This is a genomic window from Chelativorans sp. AA-79 (assembly GCF_029457495.1).
GTDB lineage: Bacteria > Pseudomonadota > Alphaproteobacteria > Rhizobiales > Rhizobiaceae > Chelativorans.
Window position 1 is genome coordinate 4,241,458 of record NZ_CP120361.1, and the last position, 20,030, is coordinate 4,261,487.

Consider the following 20,030-nt stretch of genomic DNA (forward strand, 5'->3'; position numbering starts at 1 on the left):
ACCGACTGAACGAAACCAAGGCTTCGCCCGAAGCCAGGAGTAATCAACATGGCTGCAAAAGACGTAAAGTTTTCCCGTGATGCCCGCGAGCGCATGCTCAGGGGCGTCAACATCCTCGCCGACGCGGTGAAGGTGACCCTCGGCCCCAAGGGCCGCAACGTCGTGCTCGATAAGTCCTTCGGCGCTCCGCGCATCACCAAGGACGGCGTGACGGTCGCCAAGGAGATCGAGCTCGAAGACAAGTTCGAGAACATGGGCGCACAGATGGTGCGCGAAGTGGCGTCCAAGACCAACGACATCGCCGGTGACGGCACCACGACGGCGACCGTTCTCGCCCAGGCCATCGTGCAGGAAGGCGCCAAGGCCGTCGCGGCCGGCATGAACCCGATGGATCTGAAGCGCGGCATCGATCTTGCCGTTACCGAAGTGGTCGACTACCTCGCCAAGGCCTCCAAGAAGATCAAGACCTCGGAAGAGGTCGCCCAGGTCGGCACCATCTCCGCCAATGGCGAGAAGGAGATCGGCCAGATGATCGCCGAGGCCATGCAGAAGGTCGGCAATGAGGGCGTCATCACGGTCGAGGAGGCCAAGACCGCCGAGACCGAGCTCGAAGTGGTCGAGGGCATGCAGTTCGACCGCGGCTATCTCTCCCCTTATTTCGTCACCAATGCCGAGAAGATGGTGGCCGATCTCGAGGATCCCTACATCCTCCTGCACGAGAAGAAGCTCTCCAACCTCCAAGCCATGCTGCCGGTGCTGGAAGCTGTCGTGCAGTCTTCCCGCCCGCTGCTCATCATTGCCGAGGACGTCGAGGGCGAGGCGCTCGCCACGCTCGTGGTCAACAAGCTGCGCGGCGGCCTGAAGATCGCCGCCGTCAAGGCGCCGGGCTTCGGCGACCGCCGCAAGGCCATGCTGGAGGACATCGCGATCCTGACCGGCGGCCAGGTGATCTCCGAAGATCTCGGCATCAAGCTCGAGAATGTCACGCTCGACATGCTGGGCCGCGCGAAGAAGGTCTCCATCTCCAAGGAGAACACGACCATCGTCGACGGCGCCGGCCAGAAGGCCGAGATCGAGGGCCGTGTCGGCCAGATCAAGGCGCAGATCGAGGAGACGACCTCCGACTATGACCGCGAGAAGCTGCAGGAGCGTCTCGCCAAGCTCGCCGGCGGTGTTGCGGTGATCCGCGTCGGCGGTGCGACGGAAATCGAGGTGAAGGAGAAGAAGGACCGCGTCGACGATGCGCTGAACGCCACCCGTGCGGCCGTCGAGGAAGGCATCGTGCCGGGCGGCGGCGTTGCGCTCCTGCGCTCCTCCACGGCCATCAAGGTGAAGGGCGAGAACCCCGATCAGGACGCCGGCATCAATATCGTGCGCCGCGCCGTTCAGTCGCCGGCACGCCAGATTGCGGCCAATGCGGGCGCGGAGGCCTCGATCGTGGCCGGCAAGATCCTCGAGAACACCGGCACCACCTACGGCTACAACGCCCAGACCGGCGAGTATGGCGATATGATCACCATGGGTATCGTCGATCCGATGAAGGTCGTCCGCACCGCGCTGCAGGATGCGGCGTCGGTGGCCGGTCTCCTGGTCACCACCGAGGCCATGGTTGCCGAGCTTCCGAAGAAGGAAGCCGCTCCCGCCATGCCCGGCGGTGGCATGGGCGGCATGGGCGGCATGGACTTCTAGTCCATCCGGGCCTCACGCATCGAAAGGGCGGCAGAAATGCCGCCCTTTTTCATGCGCGTCAGGCACCGCCCCCCAATCGCGGACGGAAATTGGAAAATGTTTCTCCTGTTGAGTCGGCGAACAAAAAATCACAGCCTTACCCGACTTGCAGCCTCCGTCTAGTTTGCAGCGCTTCGTCAGGGGGTGGGACTTCGTGCAGGATTTTCTTCTCTTCGCAGGCGTCGGGTTCCTGGCGCAGATCATCGATGGCGCGTTGGGCATGGCCTATGGCGTCGTCTGCTCGACCGTGCTTCTGAGCTTCGGCGTTCCTCCCGCCCATGCATCGGCATCGGTCCACGCGGCCGAACTCTTCACCACCGCCGCATCCGGCTCCGCTCACCTCTATCATCGCAATATCGATTGGCGGCTCTTTGTCCGGCTCGCCCCTTTCGGGATCATCGGGGGCTGCATTGGCGCCTATGTGCTGACCTCCTTCGACGGGAATGTGGTGAAGCCCTTCGTGACCACATATCTGGCGCTTGTCGGCTGCTGGCTGATCTTCCGGTCGTTCCGGAAGATCCCATCCAATCCCGTGCCCATCAAGGTGATCGCACCGCTCGGTGCCGCCGGCGGGTTCCTGGATGCAGCTGGTGGGGGCGGCTGGGGTCCCATCGTCACCACCGGTCTCCTTGGTGCCGGCGCACCGCCCCGCTACGTTATCGGGACGGTGAATGCCAGCGAGTTCCTGATAGCGACTGCCGTCTCCCTCAGCTTCCTCATAGCCTTGTTGTCGGGTCACTGGCAGGCGGCGGGAAGTTATCTTGAGCATGCGGCAGCGGTCGTCGGGCTCGTCTTCGGCGGTATCCTGGCGGCACCGTTCGCCGGTTGGGTGACAAAGTCGCTGAAGGAGCGCTTCCTCCTACGAGCGATCGGCTGCCTGATCGTGCTGCTTGCGACGTGGCAGACGCTGCAGCTTGTGGGTGTGGCATAGTCCGGGTCACTCGATTTAATCGATCCAACGGCGCGGCAAGCGGTGTCCAGGATTTGCAAAACAACCGGCGTTGGCGCATATGGCGGCAGAATGCCGATTGGAGAGAGCCGCATGACAAAGACTCGCGTCGAAACCGACACCTTTGGCCCGATCGAAGTGCCCGCGGACCGCTACTGGGGTGCGCAGACGCAACGGTCGCTTACCAATTTCCGTATCGGCGTGGAAAAGATGCCCCTGCCGCTCGTGCGTGCCTTCGGGATCGTGAAGCTGGCGGCCGCCGAGGTGAACATGACGCTCGGCAAGCTCGACGGCCAGCTGGGCGAAGCCATCACGTCGGCCGCGCGCGAGGTCGTCGAGGGCGAGCTCGATGCGCATTTCCCGCTGGCAGTCTGGCAGACGGGCTCCGGCACGCAATCCAACATGAATACCAACGAAGTGATCTCGAACCGCGCGATCGAGATCCTGGGCGGCGAGATGGGATCCAAGAAGCCGGTTCATCCCAACGACCACGTCAATATGAGCCAGTCGTCGAACGACAGTTTCCCGACGGCCATGCACATCGCGGCCGCGCGTGAGGCGGCCGCGGAACTGCTACCCGCTCTCGCCCATCTGACCGCCGCGCTTCAGGAGAAGGAGCGGGCGTTCGGGGACATCGTGAAGATCGGCCGCACGCACACCCAGGACGCGACGCCGCTCACGCTGGGGCAGGAGTTTTCCGGCTATGTGGCCGCCCTGAAGCTCGGACGCAAGCGAATCGAGGAAGCGTTGCACGACGTATATGCGCTGGCGCAAGGCGGGACCGCCGTGGGCACCGGTCTCAACGCGCCGAAAGGCTTCGACAAGGCCTTTGCCGAGCGCGTAGCTGCCGTTACAGGCCTGCCGTTCCGCACCTCGGAGAACAAATTCGAGGCGCTGGCGAGCCATGGCGCGCTGAACGCCTTCCATGGCGCGCTCAACGCACTTGCCGCCGACCTCTTCAAGATCGCCAACGACATCCGCTTCCTTGGCTCCGGGCCGCGTTCCGGCCTCGGCGAGTTGAAGCTGCCGGAAAACGAGCCCGGCTCCTCCATCATGCCGGGCAAGGTGAACCCGACCCAGGCCGAGGCGCTCACCATGGTGGCGACCCAGATCATGGGAAACCAGACCACCGTGTCCATCGCGGCGAGCCAGGGCCATTTCGAGCTCAACGTGTTCAAGCCGGTCATCGCCAATGCAGTGCTGCAATCGATCCGCCTGCTCTCGGATGCGATGCGTTCCTTCGCCGACAATTGCGTGAAGGGCATCGAGGCCGACGAAGTGCGCATCGCCGACCTGATGCAGCGCTCGCTGATGCTGGTTACGGCGCTGGCGCCCGCCATCGGATACGACAATGCGGCCAAGATCGCCAAGAGCGCCCACAAGAACGGCACGACCTTGCGCGAGGAGGCGCTGAAGACCGGCCTCGTCACCGAAGAGGATTATGACCGGCTCGTCCGCCCCGAGAAGATGATCTCGCCGGGTTGAGGCGGCGGCTCGCTCCGGGAAACACAGTGTCAACGGCAACGCGGGTGGTTCCGAGCACTATTCGTCTGTATGGGACACGTCCAATTCCTTGCTCGAAACAGGCGACCCCATGTCCGACAGTGCAATCGTTCTTATCGGCCGCATCCTGCTCGCGGTGATCTTCATCTTCTCCGGGTTCGGCAAGCTGGCCGATCCTGCCGGCACGGCCGGGTATTTCGGCAGCATCGGCCTTCCCGCCGCCTCTCTTCTGGCCTGGGTTGTGGGCATTATCGAGCTGGCGGGCGGACTTGCTATCCTCGTCGGCTTAAAGACCAGGATGGCCGCCTATGTCCTGGCGGCCTTCACGCTTGCTTCGGCCTTCGTTGCCCATTTCAATTTCGCCGACCAGATGCAGCTCATCCAGTTCCTGAAGAATCTTGCCATCACCGGCGGGTTCCTGGCGCTTGCAGCGCGTGGAGCAGGAACCATCTCCCTGGACGGACGCCGCGCCTAAGCCAACAGGCGATCCGGTAGAAGAGGCTCGCCCCGCGCGGGCCCTTTTTTAGGTCTGATGCGTTCACGCTTCGGTGAGGAGCATTGCGGCCGTCCTCAAAACGCAGTGATCAGGCCGAAAGCGGATTGCCGCCTGAGGACGAAACCGCCATTAGAGCGGTACCGTCAATACAGGGTCCGGTCGCAAAACAAAGTCGCCAGAGGATTGGCAGCAGAAGGGCCGGCAGGGAGGTAATCCGCGTGCCATGGCGCTTTGTGCCCCTAGGGCTGCTGCTTCTATTGCTGGCGCTCGGCTACGCTCTCGGGTGGCACGAGCATCTCAGCCTTTCGGCATTGATGGCGAGCCGGACCGCCCTTCACGCCAAGATCGAGGCGCATCCTCTTCTCGCGACCGCCGGTTTCGCCCTCGTCTATGCCGTCGCAACGGCCGCGGCCTTTCCCGCCGCCGCCCTGCTCACCATCGCTGCCGGATTCCTCTTCGGATGGCTGCTGGGCGGCACCCTGGTGCTCATCGCCGCCACGACGGGCGCCACCGTGCTCTTCCTCGCCGCCCGCACGGCTTTCGGTGATTTCCTGAGGCGGCGCGTGGGCGGACGCGCCGCGCAACTCGCCAAAGGCTTCGAGCAAGACGCATTCGGCTATCTCCTCGTCCTTCGGCTCGCGCCGATCTTTCCATTCTGGATCGTCAACATCGTGCCCGCCTTCTTTCACGTCAGCCTGCGGACTTTCATCGCTGCAACGACCGTCGGCATCCTTCCCGCCACATATGCCTATGCTTATCTGGGTCAGGGGCTCGAAAGCGTTCTCATCTCCGCCGCCGCAGCCGGACGGGAGGTCGAACCGAGCGATCTCGTCACCGGGGAGCTAACGCTTTCGCTGGCGGCGCTCGCAACTGTCGCAGCGCTGGCGCTTGTCGCAAAACGAAGCTGCAAGGCAAGCCGCCCCGACCGGGTGGAGATGCGGGAGCGGAAATGACGAGGGTGCTGAAACCGGACATCTGTATTATCGGCGCCGGATCGGGCGGGCTGACAGTGGCAGCCGCTGCCGCGTCTCTGGGCGTCCCTGTCGTTCTGGTGGAGCGCGGCAGGATGGGGGGCGACTGCCTCAATTACGGGTGTATTCCCTCGAAGGCGCTGATCGCGTCCGGCAAGCAGGCGCACCGCCTCCGCCATGGCGCCCCTCTCGGCATCGCCAATGTCGAACCTTCTGTCGACTTCGCCCGCGTGGCGGCTCATATCGAGGGGACGATCGCCGCGATCGCGCCGAACGATTCGGTGGAGCGCTTCACGAGCATGGGCGTGACCGTCGTACCGGCGGAAGCCAGCTTCAAGAATACGCGCACCGTGGTTGCCGGCGCGCATGAGATCAAGGCGAGGCGTTTCGTCATTGCCGCCGGCTCCTCGCCGGCCATACCGCCGATCCCCGGCCTGGATGAGGTGCCGTTCCTGACGAACGAAACGGTCTTCTCGCTGCGGCGCCAGCCCGAGCACCTGATCGTCATCGGTGGCGGACCGGTCGGCATGGAACTGGCGCAGGCACATCGCCGCCTCGGCGCGCGCGTCACCGTGATCGAAGCGGGCACGGCGCTCGGCAAGGAAGACAGCGAGCTGTCGAAGCTGGTGGTTGGACGCCTGCGCGCCGAAGGCGTGGAAATCTTCGAGCACACGCATATCCAACGCGTGGAGCCGCAGGACGGATCCGGCATTCGGGTTTTGGCCGCAAGCGCCGGGGGGCCGAAGACGATAGACGGTTCGCATCTGCTCGTCGCCACTGGCCGCCGGCCCAATCTCGACGCGCTGGCGCTCGACCGGGCAGGCATTGCCTTCGGTGCCGATGGCATCACAGTGTCGAACGGGCTGCGCACCACCAACCGCCGCGTCTATGCGATCGGCGATGTCGCGGGCGGCCCGCAATTCACGCATGTCGCGAACTACCATGCCGGGCTCGTGGTCCGCGCCATTCTCTTCAGGCTGCCGGCCAAAGCCGATCGCAACCTCATCCCCCGGGTAACTTTCACCGATCCCGAACTCGCCCATATCGGCCTGACGGAGGACGAGGTGAGAAAGAACGCCCGACACGTGAAGGTGCTGCGGGCGCCGTTTTCCGAGAACGACCGGGCGCAGACGGAAGGGCTCACGGAAGGCTTCGTCAAGCTCGTTGTCGGCCGGCATGGGCGGATTCTCGGCGCGTCCATGGTCGGGCCAGGCGCCGGGGAATTGTTGCATTTCTGGTCGCTCGCCCTTTCAAAACGGATGACGGTGAGGGATGTTGCGCGCTACGTTGCCCCTTATCCCACGCTGGGGGAGATCGGGAAACGGGCGGCCTTTTCCGCCTTGGCCGATGCGGCCCGCAGTTCCCTTGTGCGTGGAATGTTAGGCTTTTTGCGCCTATTTGGATAAATATCCGGCGCAATGGCGGGAACCTACCCGCCAGCCGCTGCAATGGAAGAAGAATGGCTGAGGAAAGTCGGCAGGCGGGGGGCAGGACCGAACAAGGCACGGGCCGCGCCGTGCCGCTGACCCGCGGGCTGTCCACCAAGCTCCTTCTTCTCACGATTCTTTTCGTGATGGCGGCGGAGGTCCTGATCTTCATCCCCTCGGTGGCGAATTTCGGCCACCAGTGGATGGAACAGAGGCTGCGGGAGGCGTCGATCGTCGGCCGCGTCCTCTTGGACGGCAGAGCCGACAACCTCAGCCGTGAAGCCAGCAATGACGTGCTGATGACGGCAGGCGTCAGCGCCATCGCCGTGCGTGACGGCGGTGCATCCCGCCTCCTCGTTGTCTCGCAGATGCCGCCCGCCGTCGATGCGCATATCGATTTGGACGATACGGGACCGTTGGAAGCGGTGCTGGGAGCCTTCGATACCCTCTTCTTCGGCGGAGACCGCATCCTGCGGATCCATGGGCATGTGGGCCAGAGCACGGCGCGATACGAGGTCATCCTGCCCGACCGGCAGCTCCGGTCCGCCATGTTCATCTATGCGCGGAACGTCGCGGGACTTTCCCTGCTCATCTCGCTCTTCACCGCCACGCTGGTCTTTTACGCCATCGACCGCATCATGATCGGGCCGATCCGCGCCATGACCCGCTCCATGCTCGCCTTTGGCGCAGCGCCCGACAACGCCGAGCATATCATCGAACCGGAGGACAGGGGCGACGAGATCGGCATCGCCGAGGTCGAGCTCGCCGAAATGCAGAAGACGCTGCACCGCACGCTCGGCGAGCGCAAGCGGCTTGCCGAGCTCGGGCTGGCAGTCTCCAAGATCAATCACGACATGCGCAACATGCTCGCGTCCGCCCAGCTCATCTCCGACCGCCTTGCGATGAGCGCCGACCCCACGGTGCAGTCGCTCGCCCCCAAGCTCGTCCGGACGCTCGATCGCGCCGTCGCCTACTCGCAGGGAGTGATCGCCTACGGGCGCGCGCAGGAGGCGCCGCCGTCACGTCGCCGGCTGCGCGTCGCCCAGCTTGTCGAGGACGTGCAGGCGAGCCTTGCTATCGATCCCGCGACCGGCATCGAATTCGTGAACGAGGTGGAGCCGTTGCTCGAGATCGATGCGGATGCGGAGCAGTTCTTCCGGGTTCTCTCCAATCTGTGCCGCAACGCGGTTCAGGCGATGGCCGGGGATGCCGATGCAGCCCTGGTGCGGCGGCTTACCGTTTCCGCCCGCCGGGAAGAGTTGGCAGCACGTATATTCGTCGCCGACACCGGCCCGGGGCTGCCACCCAAGGCGCGGGAGAACCTGTTCACGGCCTTCCGCGGCTCGGCGAGGGCCGGCGGCACGGGCCTCGGGCTTGCGATCGCCCAGGAGCTCGTGCGCGCGCATGGCGGTGAGATCGAGCTTGTCGAAAGCGGCAACGGGCGCACTTTATTCTGCATTTCCGTGCCCGACGCCCCGCGCGAGGAAAACCGAATGGCGGAGAGCCTTGGAAGCGAGGCGGCAGGATCGCGGCAGTCGGCCAAGTAGTCGACAACAAACGAGCCGCAGCGCGAAGGTCCATTGCCTCCCGGTTGACACGCGGTTTCCGCGATGCACCAGGATGCAGATAGGCCTGCGACATGTTTTCCCGGCTAACGCATTGCCTTCGACCCGCGCCGCGCAATGCCGAGTGTCTGCCGCACCGGCAGGTGCATCTTGCGCAAGAAAATCACATCGGGACGCTTGCTTTTGGCTTCTCCAGTCGTTAGGTAAGCGGCGTTCGATCGTCGGGCCCGCCCGCACGGTCTCGCCACCAAAATGGTGGTCTGCGCGCCCGTAGCTCAGCTGGATAGAGCACCAGACTACGAATCTGGGGGTCAGGAGTTCGAATCTCTTCGGGCGCGCCATTCAACTCTCTGAAATTCAACAGAAAAATGGGCCGATGCCAATATGGCACCGGCTTAAATCTGAGAAATAAGCCGGTGATTAAGCCGGTGTTGGCCGAGCATTCCCAATAATCCCACTGAAGAGTGAGAGGCCGGACGGGTTTGCCGCGACGGGCTGGGATTGGGAGAAAGGCTCCCAAGGCTCGTCGCGGAGACAATCCCAATGGCCAAACATCACCGCAACGCTCGCGCCGACTCCAGGCGGACGAGCCTTTACGACGACATCACCAACAAGATCATCGCCGAGCTGGAGGCCGGCGGCGTTCCCTGGGTTCAGCCCTGGGGCACAGCGGCAGCCAAGGCACCACTCGGTCTACCACAGAATGTGGCTACGAACCGCAATTACTCGGGTATCAATGTGCTCATCCTCTGGGGCGCCGTCATCCAGCACGGTTTTCCAAGCCAGGGTTGGCTCACGTTCCGCCAGGCCCTGTCGCTTGGGGGCAATGTGCGTAAGGGAACGCGCGGCACCACCGTCGTCTATGCCGACCGCTTCACGCCGGAGGACGAGAGGAAGCGTGCTCGCGAGACCGGCGAAGAGCCCCAGGCGATTCCATTCCTGAAGCGGTTCACCGTCTTCAACCTCTCGCAATGTGAGAACCTGCCCGACGAGATCGTCGCGGTGGCGCCGCCTCCGCCGCTCGGCCAGATCGAGCCGAAGGTCGAGGCGCTCATCAAGGCGACCGGCATCGACTTCCGCATCGGCGGCAACCGGGCCTTCTACATACCGTCGCTCGACTATGTGCAGGTCCCTCCGCCCTCCGCCTTCTTCGAGCCCATCAATTGGCATAGGACGGCCCTGCACGAGATGTCGCATGCTTCGGGCCACCATAGCCGTCTCAACCGGGACCTGACCGGCTCGTTCGGGTCAAAACCTTATTTTTTCGAGGAATGCGTTGCCGAAATTTCGAGCGCCTTTTGCTGCGCGGCGATGGGGATCGTCCCTACCGTGAGGCACAGCGACTATATCGGCGCGTGGATCGATACGATGCGCGCCGACAATCGCGTCATCTTCCGCGCAGCCTCTGAGGCCAGCAGGGCGGCGGACTGGATTCTCTCCTTCCTGCCCGCAGACGATCAGCTCTCCGTCAAGGCTGGCGCGGCCGATATCAGCATCGACGGGAGGGTCGCAGCATGATCCTCCTGACCGATGACCTTCGTGAGCGCCTGCTCGCCAATGGCCGTGAGCATGGTGCTGACCACGTGCCGGTGGTGAAGTTCTTCAATCCCTTTGGTGCGGGCGTGTGGCTCGCCACCGAACTGGACGCCGATGGCGACACCATGTACGGCCTCGCCGAAATCTGCGAGCCGGAACTCGGCCACTTCTCGCTCAGTGAGCTATCCTCGCTACGGCTTCCGTTCGCCATGGGAATCGAGCGCGACATCCTGTTCACCGGGGACTTTCCGCTCTCGGCGTGGGCGGAATCTGCCCGCCAGGCCGGCAGCATCCAGACTGCGGAACGCGTGCTCTATCGCGCCGCCCGATCTCGACCGCAGAGTCGGTAACGCACCGACGCCAGCGCCTGGAGGCGGTCGCCAAAAGACCGCCTCCACCGACATCTCCTGAACAAGGAATCCTGTCATGATGAACCGTGTGCAGTTGCGCGCGATGCTGGCGCGCATGGAATCGTGCCTTGCCGAAACCCGCCTCAATCTCAACCAGGCCGAGCGCGTTCTGGCCAATAGGGCCGAGGCCGAGACGATCAGGCGACGGCCGAAGGCCAGACACTATCATCGCCGGATGAGCCGATGGACAGGCGCCGACGAGGCGGAATACCGCCGTATTCTCGATGACCTGCTGGAGATATCCGGCCCGGACCTCGACCGCTTACGGCGCAAGATTGACCGGCAGGACGCCGCCATCGAGGCGCTGCGCCGCAAATACGGCGTCAAGATGGAGCGGCCACCGTTCCTGGACTGGTGACGGGAATGCTGACCTGCCGGCGCTGTTACTTGTGGCCGACGGACAGAGAGCGAGAGGAGTGACCGGGTCGATCGACGGGTTGGGAGGCTGAGAGAGAGGCTCTCGGCCGCCCGTCGCGGAGTAACCGACATGGCAAAAGCTGCCAAGAAGATCGTCTTCTCGCGCTCGCGAGACATCCCCTTCAACAAGCTCGTGCTGAGCGATTCCAACGTCCGCCGTGTCAGGCCCGACACCAATGTCGAGGAACTGGCCGACGACATCGCCCGTCGCCAGGACCTTGTGCAGGGACTCAACGTCCGCCCGGTCCTCGATGACGACGGCAACGAGACCGGCATGTTCGAAGTGCCGGCGGGCGGGCGGCGCTACCGCGCCATCGAGCGCCTCGTGAAGGCCAGACGCTTTCCGAAGGACGGCCTTGTGCCCTGCATCGTGCGCGACCCGTCGACCAAGGTCCTCGCCGAGGACGATTCTCTTGCCGAGAACGTCCATCGTGTCGCGCTGCATCCGCTCGACCAGTTCCGGGCCTTCAAGGACATGCGTGACAAGGGCATGGGCAATGAGGAGATCGCCGTTGCCTTTTTCACCACCGCCCAGGTGGTGCAGCAGCGCCTGCGGCTGGCGGCTGTTTCGCCCGCATTGCTCGACGTCTACGCCGAGGATGGTATGACGCTGGAGATGCTGATGGCCTTCACCGTCAATCCTGACCATGCCCGCCAGGAGCAGGTCTGGGAGGCGGTCCAGCATTCGTGGAACCGCCAGCCCTGGCATATCCGCCAGTTGCTGACGGAAACCACGGTTCCCGCTTCCGACAAGCGGGCGCTCTTTGTCGGTGTCGATGCCTATGTCGCGGCTGGCGGCACCGTGCTGCGCGATCTGTTCGAGGCCGACAATGGCGGCTGGCTTGAGGACGTGCCGCTTCTCGACAAGCTCGTTTCCGAGAAACTCAAGACGGCGGCCGACGAGGTCGCCAATGAAGGCTGGAAGTGGGTCACGGTCGATCTCGACCTACCTTATGGCTACGACCATGACCTGCGGGCACTGACTGGCACCTTCGTCGATCTCACCAACGAGGAACGGGCCGAGCGCGAGGCGCTGCGCGAGGAGCACGAACGGATTGAGGCCGAATATGCCGAAGCCGACGAGTTGCCCGATGAGGTCGATCGGCGTCTCGGCGAGATCGAGGCCGCGCTCGAGGCGTTCGAGCAGCGGCCGATCGTCTACGATCCGGCCGAAATCGCCCGCGCCGGTGTCTTCGTCAGTGTCGATCGTGATGGCGATCTGATGATCGATCGCGGCTATGTTCGTCCCGAGGACGAGATCCCCGCCACGGTCGAGAATGGTGATACCGAGGCGGTCGGCCATGGGGATGCCGAGGGCGAGAACGGTGTCGCCGATCCGTCCGAACAGCGGGCTGTCATCACCATCGGCGGCCAGTCGGCCGAGCTGGAAGAGGATGACGAGGCCGACATCGTCAAGCCGCTGCCGGAGCGGCTGGTGGCCGAACTGACCGCCCACCGCACGCTCGCCCTGCGCGATGCGCTGGGCGCCAACCCCCATGTCGCGGTCACCGCGCTCCTGCACAAGCTGGTGCGCGACACGTTCGGGCGCTCCACCACCGGCTCGGCAATGGAGGTGTCCGTCCGCGAGGTCTATTTCCGCGAACAGAGCAAAGACCTCGCCGACAGCCCCTATGCGAAGTCCGTCGACCAGCGGCATGAAGACTGGAAAGCGGAGCTGCCGGCCGAGGAAGACGCGCTGTGGGACTGGATCGCGATACTCGACGATGCCAGCCGCCTGGCGCTGCTCGCCCATTGCATCAGCTTCGGTGTCAATGCGCTCTACGAGCGGCCGAACCCGTTCAGCGCCACCGGCATCTCCCAGCACGGTCTCCACCGCCGCATGGCGGAAGCAGATCGTCTTGCCCACGCCACCGGGCTCGACATGGTAGAAGCTGGTTTCCGCCCCACGGTTGAAAATTATCTTGGCCGCGTGACCAAGCCCCGCATCCTCGAAGCCGTGCGAGAAGCGCTCGGCGACGACAAGGCGCAGCTCATCGATCATTTGAAGAAAGCGGATATGGCCAGGGAAGCCGAACGGCTCCTCGCCGACACCGGCTGGCTCCCCGAGCCGCTGCGCTTTGCCGCTCTCGATGGCGATCCGGCCGTGGAGACATCGGCGGACGGTGAGGACACAGCGCTGCCGGCGTACCTGGCCGGTGACGACGAGCTGGCCGATACTCCCGCGGCTGAGGCGTCCCACATGATCGCCGCCGAATAGCCGGCATCATACGGGGCGACTCCGGTCGCCCCGCTTCCTTCCACCTTGCCACCCCAAGGCCCCGGCAAGCCGCCGGGCCGCTTTCGTCTAGAGAGACAGATTGATGTCCGCACACAACGTCTACGCGAACGCCCCGCTCGGTGCGCTCATCCGCTACTTTGACGGTCAGCCCAAACCGCCGGCGCGGTTCACGAAGAAACTTGCCGCCTGGGAACGCCGCAACGGCGTCGGCAGGCTCGTGAGGAAGGAGCCTCCCCGTGAACGGGCGACCTATTCCTCGCCGGCCTGCATCACCCTGCATGAGGGCAATTTCTCTTCCAGCGGCGTGGTTCTCGTCACCGTCATGCGCACGCATTCGCTCGACTCGGATCTTTCTTTCGAGATCGTCGATCGGCCAAAGGTCGGCATGGTGCGTGTGCTGCAGCCGGTCGGCGACAATGTGGAGCTGCTGCATCTCGCGGAGAACCGCGAGGCGGCCGAGCTCTGGCTGGCAAAAGCGGGATACCGCTCTGCGCGCCTTGAGGAAGTGACCGCCGACGAGGTCAGTGCCGATGTCGTCGAAGGGCGGGCAGCCGCCTGACACGCACGCATCCCATCCTCCCAATCCGGCCCGACCTCCTGACAGGACGTCGGGCCATTTTCGTTTCAGGAGAAGATCATGGCCATCCCCGACCATGCCCGTACCAATTTCAACACGCTGCTCAGAGCCGCCGGTGACGGCAACCTTGCACTGGTGGAATGCATGGACGCGGTGACAGGCGAGCCTCGCTATGTTCTGTGCGCCGTTGGCCGCGCCGAGGACGGTGATTGCGTCATGACGCCGTTCGGCCATCTCGCCGACCAGAACCCCTACGACGCTTACTTGCCGCCAGACCCGAACGATCCCAACGGGTTCATCGAGAACACCGAAGATGGAAGCTCTCCATGACGACGGTCCACAAAATCTTCGCCGAGGCATCTGAGATATTCCAGGCCATCGACTGAACGACACAAGCGCTCGCCTGGCGGCCGGGCGCTTGTTTCATGCCTGCTGTCGCTGCGTTTTCAGAGCCAGAGGAAGGCCGGGACGGGTTTGAGCCTGTGCGGTCGAGAGAGAGCGCTGCGCGGGCTTGATCCCGGTCCCGCTCTCCCGAGGTTCCTCCATGAACATGACGTCCGCAACCGTGGCTGCCGATGCGGCTGCACCGATCCCGCTCGGCTCCGACGCCGATACCGCCGCCGCTATCCTCGCGGCTGCTCAGACCCTTCTCCCCCATCTCGAACGCGGCCAGCGCATCGACGCTTCGACGCTGCGACAAGCGATGGAGACAGCATTCGGCGGTTCCGATGCCGCCGGCGCCTGGACCTGGAAGACCGCCTATGAAGCCTGCGAGGCGGCGACCGTGCTGTTCCTGCGCAAGTTCGGCAGGACGCTATTGCGCAAGGCCGGCTCGCCTACTGCCGCGCTTCCCATGCTGGCGAAGTTCGCGGCGCTTATGCCGTCCCACACGCGCCGCTCCGAGGAAGCACAGTCCTTCCAGCAGTTCTCCACCCCGATCCCGCTCGGCCTGGTCGCCGCGACGGCTGCCGCCATCACGCCGGCCGACCGCGTTCTGGAGCCTTCGGCCGGCACCGGCCTGCTTGCTATCCTCGCCGAGATCGCCGGCGGCACGCTCGTCCTCAACGAACTGGCCGAGATCCGCGCCAATCTTCTCACCTCGCTGTTTCCGGCGCTCTCCGTCACCCGCCTCGATGCCGCCCAGATCGACGATCACCTCGATCCGGTGGTGATGCCCAGCGTCGTGCTGATGAACCCGCCGTTCTCGGCTATGGCGAATGTCGAGACGCGCATGGCCGATGCCGCGTTCCGGCATGTCGTCTCGGCGCTGGCGCGCCTTGCTCCTGGAGGCCGTCTCGTCACCATAACCGGCGCGAACTTCGCCCCCGACGCACCGGCCTGGTCTTCGGCCTACGCCCGGCTGCAGGAACGCGGCCGTGTCGTGTTCTCGGCAGCGATCGATGGCTCCGTCTATGCGAAGCATGGCACGACGTTTGCGACGCGGCTGACCGTCATCGACAAGCAGCCGGCCCACGATCCGAGTGTCTTTCCCGTCTCCCCCGGCGTGGCGCCCGACGCAGCGACGCTGATGAGCTGGGTGGCCGAGCATGTGCCGGCCCGCCTGCCGGTCGATCCTGCCATTGCGGTTCCGGTCGCAGCGACCCCCGCACCCCGCACCGTGCGCGGCTACATCGCTCGTGCCGCCAAAGCCACGCCCAGGAAGTCTCTGGCCGAGCCGGAGGCCGTCGATCTCGCCTACGAGATCATCGAGCGCCAGGAGGCCGACGCCGGCCGCATCACGGACGCCATCTATGAAGAACACCGGCTCCAGTCGATCCGCATTCCCGATGCGCAGCCCCATCCGACCAAGCTGGTGCAGTCGGCCGCGATGGCTTCGGTCGTGCCGCCGAAGCCGAGCTATCGGCCGCGCCTGCCGGCCAATGTCGTCTCGGACGGCCTGCTGTCCGACGCCCAGCTCGAAACCCTGATCTATGCCGGCGAGGCCCATTCCGATCATCTTGCCGGATCGTGGACGGTCGATGCCACCTTCGATGTCGTGAAGGCGGCTCCCGACGATACAAAGGATGCCGTGCGTTTCCGGCGCGGCTTCATGATCGGCGACGGCACCGGTGTCGGCAAGGGCCGTGAATCCGCGAGCATCATCCTGGACAACTGGGTGCGCGGACGCCGCAAGGCGCTATGGATCTCCAAATCGGACAAGCTGCTCGAGGATGCGCAGCGGGACTGGTCGGCGCTTGGCATGGAACGCCTGCTGATCACGCCGCAGTCGCGTTTCCCGCAGGGCAAGCCGATCACGCTGTCCGAGGGCATCCTGTTCACCACCTACGCCACACTCAGGACCGATGAACGCGGCGGGAAGGCGTCCCGTTTGAAGCAGATCGTCGACTGGCTTGCACAAGAGGCGGGGAGCGGCGAAGCCGCGACAGGGAATGCAAATGGCTTCGACGGCGTCATCATTTTCGATGAATGCCATGCGTTGCAGAACGCGGTCGGCAGCAAGGGCGAGCGCGGAGATACGGCCCCTTCGCAACAGGGCCGCGCCGGCTTGCGGCTTCAGCACGCTTTGCCGAATGCACGCGTCGTCTATGTCTCGGCAACCGGCGCGACAACCGTCCACAATCTCGCTTATGCCCAGCGCCTTGGCCTCTGGGGCGGCGAGGATTTTCCATTCTCGACGCGCCCCGAGTTCATCGAAGCGATCGAGGCCGGCGGCGTCGCGGCGATGGAGGTGCTGGCCCGCGACCTGCGCGCGCTCGGCCTCTACACCGCCCGCTCGCTCTCCTTCGAGGGAGTGGAATACGAGCTGGTCGAGCACGAACTGACGCCCGAGCAGACCCGCATCTACGACGCCTATGCCGGCGCCTTCGCCATCATCCATAACAATCTCGACGCCGCCATGGAGGCGACCAACATCACTGGTGCGACCAGTGCGACTGGCTCCTCCGGCACGCTGAACCGACAGGCGAAGTCCGCCGCACGCTCGGCCTTCGAGAGCACCAAGCAGCGCTTCTTCGGCCATCTGCTAACCTCGATGAAGACGCCGACCCTGCTGCGCTCGATCACCCGCGATCTGGAGGCGGGCCATGCCGCCGTCGTGCAGATCGTCTCGACCGGCGAAGCGCTCACCGAGCGTCGCCTTGCCGAGATCCCCACCGAGGAATGGAACGATCTGAGGATCGACCTCTCTCCCCGCGAGTACGTCCTCACATATTTGCAGCATTCCTTCCCGGTGCAGCTCTACGAACCGTTCACCGACTCTGAGGGCAATCTGTCGTCGCGGCCGGTCACACGCGATGGTCAGCCGGTCGAAAGCCGCGAGGCCGTCGCCCGCCGCGATGCGCTGATCGAGAAGCTCGCCAGCCTGCCGCCGGTCCCCGGCGCGCTCGACCAGATCGTCCAGCATTTTGGGACAGACATGGTGGCGGAGGTCACGGGCCGCTCACGCCGCATCGTGCGCAGGACCAGCCCCGGCGGCATCGACCGCCTTGTCGTCGAAAACCGCGCCGGCTCGGCCAATCTCGCCGAGACCGCCGCTTTCATGGACGACCAGAAGCGTGTTCTGGTCTTCTCAGACGCCGGCGGCACCGGCCGCAGCTACCATGCCGAACTTTCGGCGCGGAACACGCGGCTGCGCGTTCACTACCTGCTCGAGCCCGGCTGGAAGGCTGATGCCGCCATTCAGGGGCTCGGCCGCACGCACCGCACCAATCAGGCGCAGCCGCCTCTCTTCCGGCCGATCGCCACCAATGTGAAGGCCGAGAAGCGGTTCCTCTCGACCATCGCCCGCCGCCTGGACACGCTGGGCGCGATCACGCGCGGCCAGCGCCAGACCGGCGGCCAGGGCCTGTTCCGACCGGAAGACAATCTGGAATCGCACTATGCCCGCGACGCGCTGCGTCAGCTCTACATGCTCATCGTGCGCGGCAAGGTCGAGGGCTGCTCGCTCGACCGCTTCGAGGCCGCAACCGGCCTCAAGCTGGTGGATTCGAACGGCATAAAGGACGAGCTACCCCCGATCACCACCTTCCTCAACCGGCTGCTGGCGCTCACCATCGAGCTTCAGGGCATCATCTTCACCGCCTTCGAGCAATTGCTCAATGCACGGATCGAGGGCGCGATTGCTTCTGGCACCTATGACATGGGCCTGGAGACGCTGCGCGCCGAGAGTTTTGCCGTCAGCGACCGGCAGGTGATCTACACCCATCCCGGCACCGGTGCGGAAACCCGGTTGCTCACCATCACCCAGCGTCGGCACAACCGCCCCGTCACGCTGGACGACGCGCTCGGTCACCTCGCCGACGGCCGGGCGAAGCTGCTCGTCAATGAGCGTTCGGGCCGCGCGGCGGTGCAGGTCCGCGCGCCGTCCGTGATGACCGATGACGGCGATGTCCAGTATCGCGTTCGCCTGATCCGGCCGATGGAGACCCACACCATCCCTGTCGAGACGATAGCCGGAAGCCATTGGCTCGAGGCCGATGCTGATACCTTCTCCACCGTCTGGAACACAGAGCTCGCGCAGGTGCCGGAGTTCTCCGATTCCACGCTGCACATGGTCTCCGGGCTGTTGCTGCCGATCTGGAAGCGCCTGCCGCGCGAGTCGACGCGCGTCTACCGCCTTCAGGCCGATGACGGTGAGCGCATCATCGGCCGGCGTGTCTCGCCCGCCTGGGTGGCCGAAGCCACTGCGACCGGCACGAGTTCGCTGACGCCGGACGACGCCTTTGCAGCGCTGATGGAAGGCTGCACCATCCTCGACCTCACCGAGGGCCTCCAGCTTCGGCGCAGCCGCGTCATGGGCGCCAACCGCATCGAATTGTCGGGCTTCACCGACACGATGCGCGAGCGTCTGACGGCCTATGGCCTCTTCCATGAGATCATCTCATGGAAGCTCCGCATGTTCGTGCCCACGGACGCGAAGGGGCCGGAGGTTCTCGCGAAAATCCTCGACCGCTGGCCGGTCCAGCGCATCGGCGAGCACGAGGCTGCATAATGTCTCGCTACGATACCTCCGAACTGGCGATCCGTCTCGGCCACAGGGCCGAGGCGGTGTGCCGCCACTATCTCTCCAACGGTCGCCGATGCGGCCGCTACTGGTTGGTCGGCGACGTCCGCAACACGAAGGGGCGTTCGATGTTCGTGCGCCTGGTCGGCCCGGAGACCGGACGAGGCGCATGTGGGCGCTGGAGCGATGCGGCAACCGGCGAGCATGGCGACCTGCTCGACGTCATCCGCGAAAGCTGCGGTCTCGTCGACTTCAAGGACGTCGCTGAGGAAGCCCGCAGCTTTCTCAGACTTCCACATCCTGAGCCTGATCGGCGTCGCGAGCCGACACCATCGGGCTCCCCGGAAGCGGCGCGGCGGCTGCTCGCCATGTCGCAGACGATCCACGGCACGCTGGCAGCACGCTATCTGCGCGGTCGCGGCATCACGAACCTCTCCGGCACGGCGAGCCTGCGCTTCCATCCGCGCTGCTACTATCGGTCCGACGAGCATTCCCCGACCGAGACCTGGCCGGCAATGGCTGCCGCCGTGACCGACCTCGACGGTCGTGTGACCGGCGCGCATCGCACATGGCTCGACCCTTCCGGCTTTTCCGAAACGCGGCTCGGCAAGGCGCCGATCGAGACGCCGAGGCGTGCGATGGGTGACTTGCTCGGACATGGCGTCCGCTTCGGCATAGCATCCGACGTTCTGGCAGCCGGCGAAGGCATCGAGACGGTGCTGTCGGTTCGCTCGGTGCTGGCCGATATGCCGATGCTGGCTGCGACGTCCGCCGCCCACCTGGCCGCCATCCTGTTCCCATTGAGCCTGCGCCGGCTCTATGTCCTGCGCGACCGTGATCCGGCTGGCGACGCTGCAAGAATCCGGCTGGTCGAGCGGGCGGCAAACGCCGGGATCGAGGCGGTGGTGCTGTCGCCGCAGCTCGAGGACTTCAACGAGGATCTGCGTCTCCACGGCATCGACGCCCTTCGAGCGGTGATCGTGCCGCACCTCGTCCCGGAGGACGCCAATCGCTTCATGACGCCGGCGGCATAGGCAGGACCGGGATCGAGAGGCGGCATTGCAGCCTTCCTGTTCGTTTCCGCATGGCTCCCATGGATCGTCGCAGAGACCACGACCCGGCCTTCCTGAGAGGGCGATCGAGCCCACAAAGGGTCCGGAAAGGCAATGGCCGTGCCCTGGATATTTTCCGCCGACCGGCAAGCTGGCCTTTGCATCGCGAAGCAAAATAGCCGTGCCCGGCCATCGAG

Annotated in this window: 15 protein-coding genes and 1 tRNA gene; all 16 read left to right on the forward strand. The window is 64.8% G+C overall.

The window, feature by feature from the left end; all coding sequences use genetic code 11:
- Window positions 1-48 precede the first annotated feature (48 nt).
- The 16 genes from groL to PVE73_RS20825 all read left to right on the forward strand — a co-directional run bounded on the left by groL (window position 49) and on the right by PVE73_RS20825 (window position 19,815).
- A complete protein-coding gene (groL, locus tag PVE73_RS20750) occupies window positions 49-1,689 on the forward strand; it encodes a chaperonin GroEL (RefSeq protein WP_277364062.1) in 1,641 nt (546 codons plus the stop codon).
- A gap of 193 nt (window positions 1,690-1,882) precedes the next feature.
- A complete protein-coding gene (locus tag PVE73_RS20755; RefSeq protein ID WP_277364063.1) occupies window positions 1,883-2,659 on the forward strand; it encodes a sulfite exporter TauE/SafE family protein in 777 nt (258 codons plus the stop codon).
- Between the two features lie 111 nt (window positions 2,660-2,770).
- Window positions 2,771-4,162, forward strand: coding sequence for a class II fumarate hydratase (gene fumC, locus PVE73_RS20760; RefSeq protein ID WP_277364064.1), 1,392 nt, complete (start codon window positions 2,771-2,773; stop codon window positions 4,160-4,162).
- Between the two features lie 109 nt (window positions 4,163-4,271).
- Window positions 4,272-4,655 (forward strand): DoxX family protein, encoded by a 384-nt coding sequence (locus PVE73_RS20765; RefSeq protein ID WP_277364065.1) that lies wholly within the window; start codon window positions 4,272-4,274, stop codon window positions 4,653-4,655.
- 239 nt (window positions 4,656-4,894) lie between these two features.
- Window positions 4,895-5,629, forward strand: a complete 735-nt coding sequence (locus PVE73_RS20770) for a TVP38/TMEM64 family protein (protein WP_277364066.1) — start codon at window positions 4,895-4,897, stop codon at window positions 5,627-5,629.
- A complete protein-coding gene (locus tag PVE73_RS20775; protein WP_277364067.1) occupies window positions 5,626-7,053 on the forward strand; it encodes an FAD-dependent oxidoreductase in 1,428 nt (475 codons plus the stop codon). The genes PVE73_RS20770 and PVE73_RS20775 overlap by 4 nt, the downstream gene beginning before the upstream one ends.
- A 53-nt stretch (window positions 7,054-7,106) precedes the next feature.
- A complete protein-coding gene (locus tag PVE73_RS20780; protein WP_277364068.1) occupies window positions 7,107-8,621 on the forward strand; it encodes a HAMP domain-containing sensor histidine kinase in 1,515 nt (504 codons plus the stop codon).
- A 282-nt stretch (window positions 8,622-8,903) separates the two neighbouring features.
- Window positions 8,904-8,980, forward strand: a tRNA-Arg gene (locus PVE73_RS20785).
- 202 nt (window positions 8,981-9,182) lie between these two features.
- Window positions 9,183-10,157, forward strand: a complete 975-nt coding sequence (locus PVE73_RS20790; RefSeq protein ID WP_277364069.1) for a zincin-like metallopeptidase domain-containing protein — start codon at window positions 9,183-9,185, stop codon at window positions 10,155-10,157.
- Window positions 10,154-10,525 (forward strand): DUF2958 domain-containing protein, encoded by a 372-nt coding sequence (locus PVE73_RS20795; protein WP_277364070.1) that lies wholly within the window; start codon window positions 10,154-10,156, stop codon window positions 10,523-10,525. The genes PVE73_RS20790 and PVE73_RS20795 overlap by 4 nt, the downstream gene beginning before the upstream one ends.
- Window positions 10,526-10,601: 76 nt before the next feature.
- Window positions 10,602-10,943 (forward strand): hypothetical protein, encoded by a 342-nt coding sequence (locus PVE73_RS20800; protein ID WP_277364071.1) that lies wholly within the window; start codon window positions 10,602-10,604, stop codon window positions 10,941-10,943.
- 129 nt (window positions 10,944-11,072) lie between these two features.
- Complete coding sequence (locus tag PVE73_RS20805; RefSeq protein ID WP_277364072.1) at window positions 11,073-13,220, forward strand: ParB/RepB/Spo0J family partition protein; 2,148 nt, start codon at window positions 11,073-11,075, stop codon at window positions 13,218-13,220.
- 103 nt (window positions 13,221-13,323) lie between these two features.
- The gene (locus tag PVE73_RS20810; protein WP_277364073.1) at window positions 13,324-13,800 is read left to right on the forward strand and encodes a hypothetical protein; all 477 of its coding nucleotides are present in this window, start codon (window positions 13,324-13,326) and stop codon (window positions 13,798-13,800) included.
- A 78-nt stretch (window positions 13,801-13,878) separates the two neighbouring features.
- Window positions 13,879-14,148 carry a DUF6117 family protein gene (locus tag PVE73_RS20815; RefSeq protein ID WP_277364074.1) on the forward strand — a complete coding sequence of 90 codons (270 nt, stop codon included), beginning with the start codon at window positions 13,879-13,881 and terminating at the stop codon, window positions 14,146-14,148.
- Window positions 14,149-14,362: 214 nt separating this feature from the next.
- On the forward strand, window positions 14,363-18,769 hold the full coding sequence (locus PVE73_RS20820; RefSeq protein WP_277364075.1) for a strawberry notch family protein: 4,407 nt from the start codon (window positions 14,363-14,365) through the stop codon (window positions 18,767-18,769).
- On the forward strand, window positions 18,769-19,815 hold the full coding sequence (locus tag PVE73_RS20825; RefSeq protein WP_277364076.1) for a toprim domain-containing protein: 1,047 nt from the start codon (window positions 18,769-18,771) through the stop codon (window positions 19,813-19,815). Before PVE73_RS20820 ends, PVE73_RS20825 begins: the two co-directional genes overlap by 1 nt.
- The last annotated feature ends 215 nt before the right edge of the window (window positions 19,816-20,030 follow it).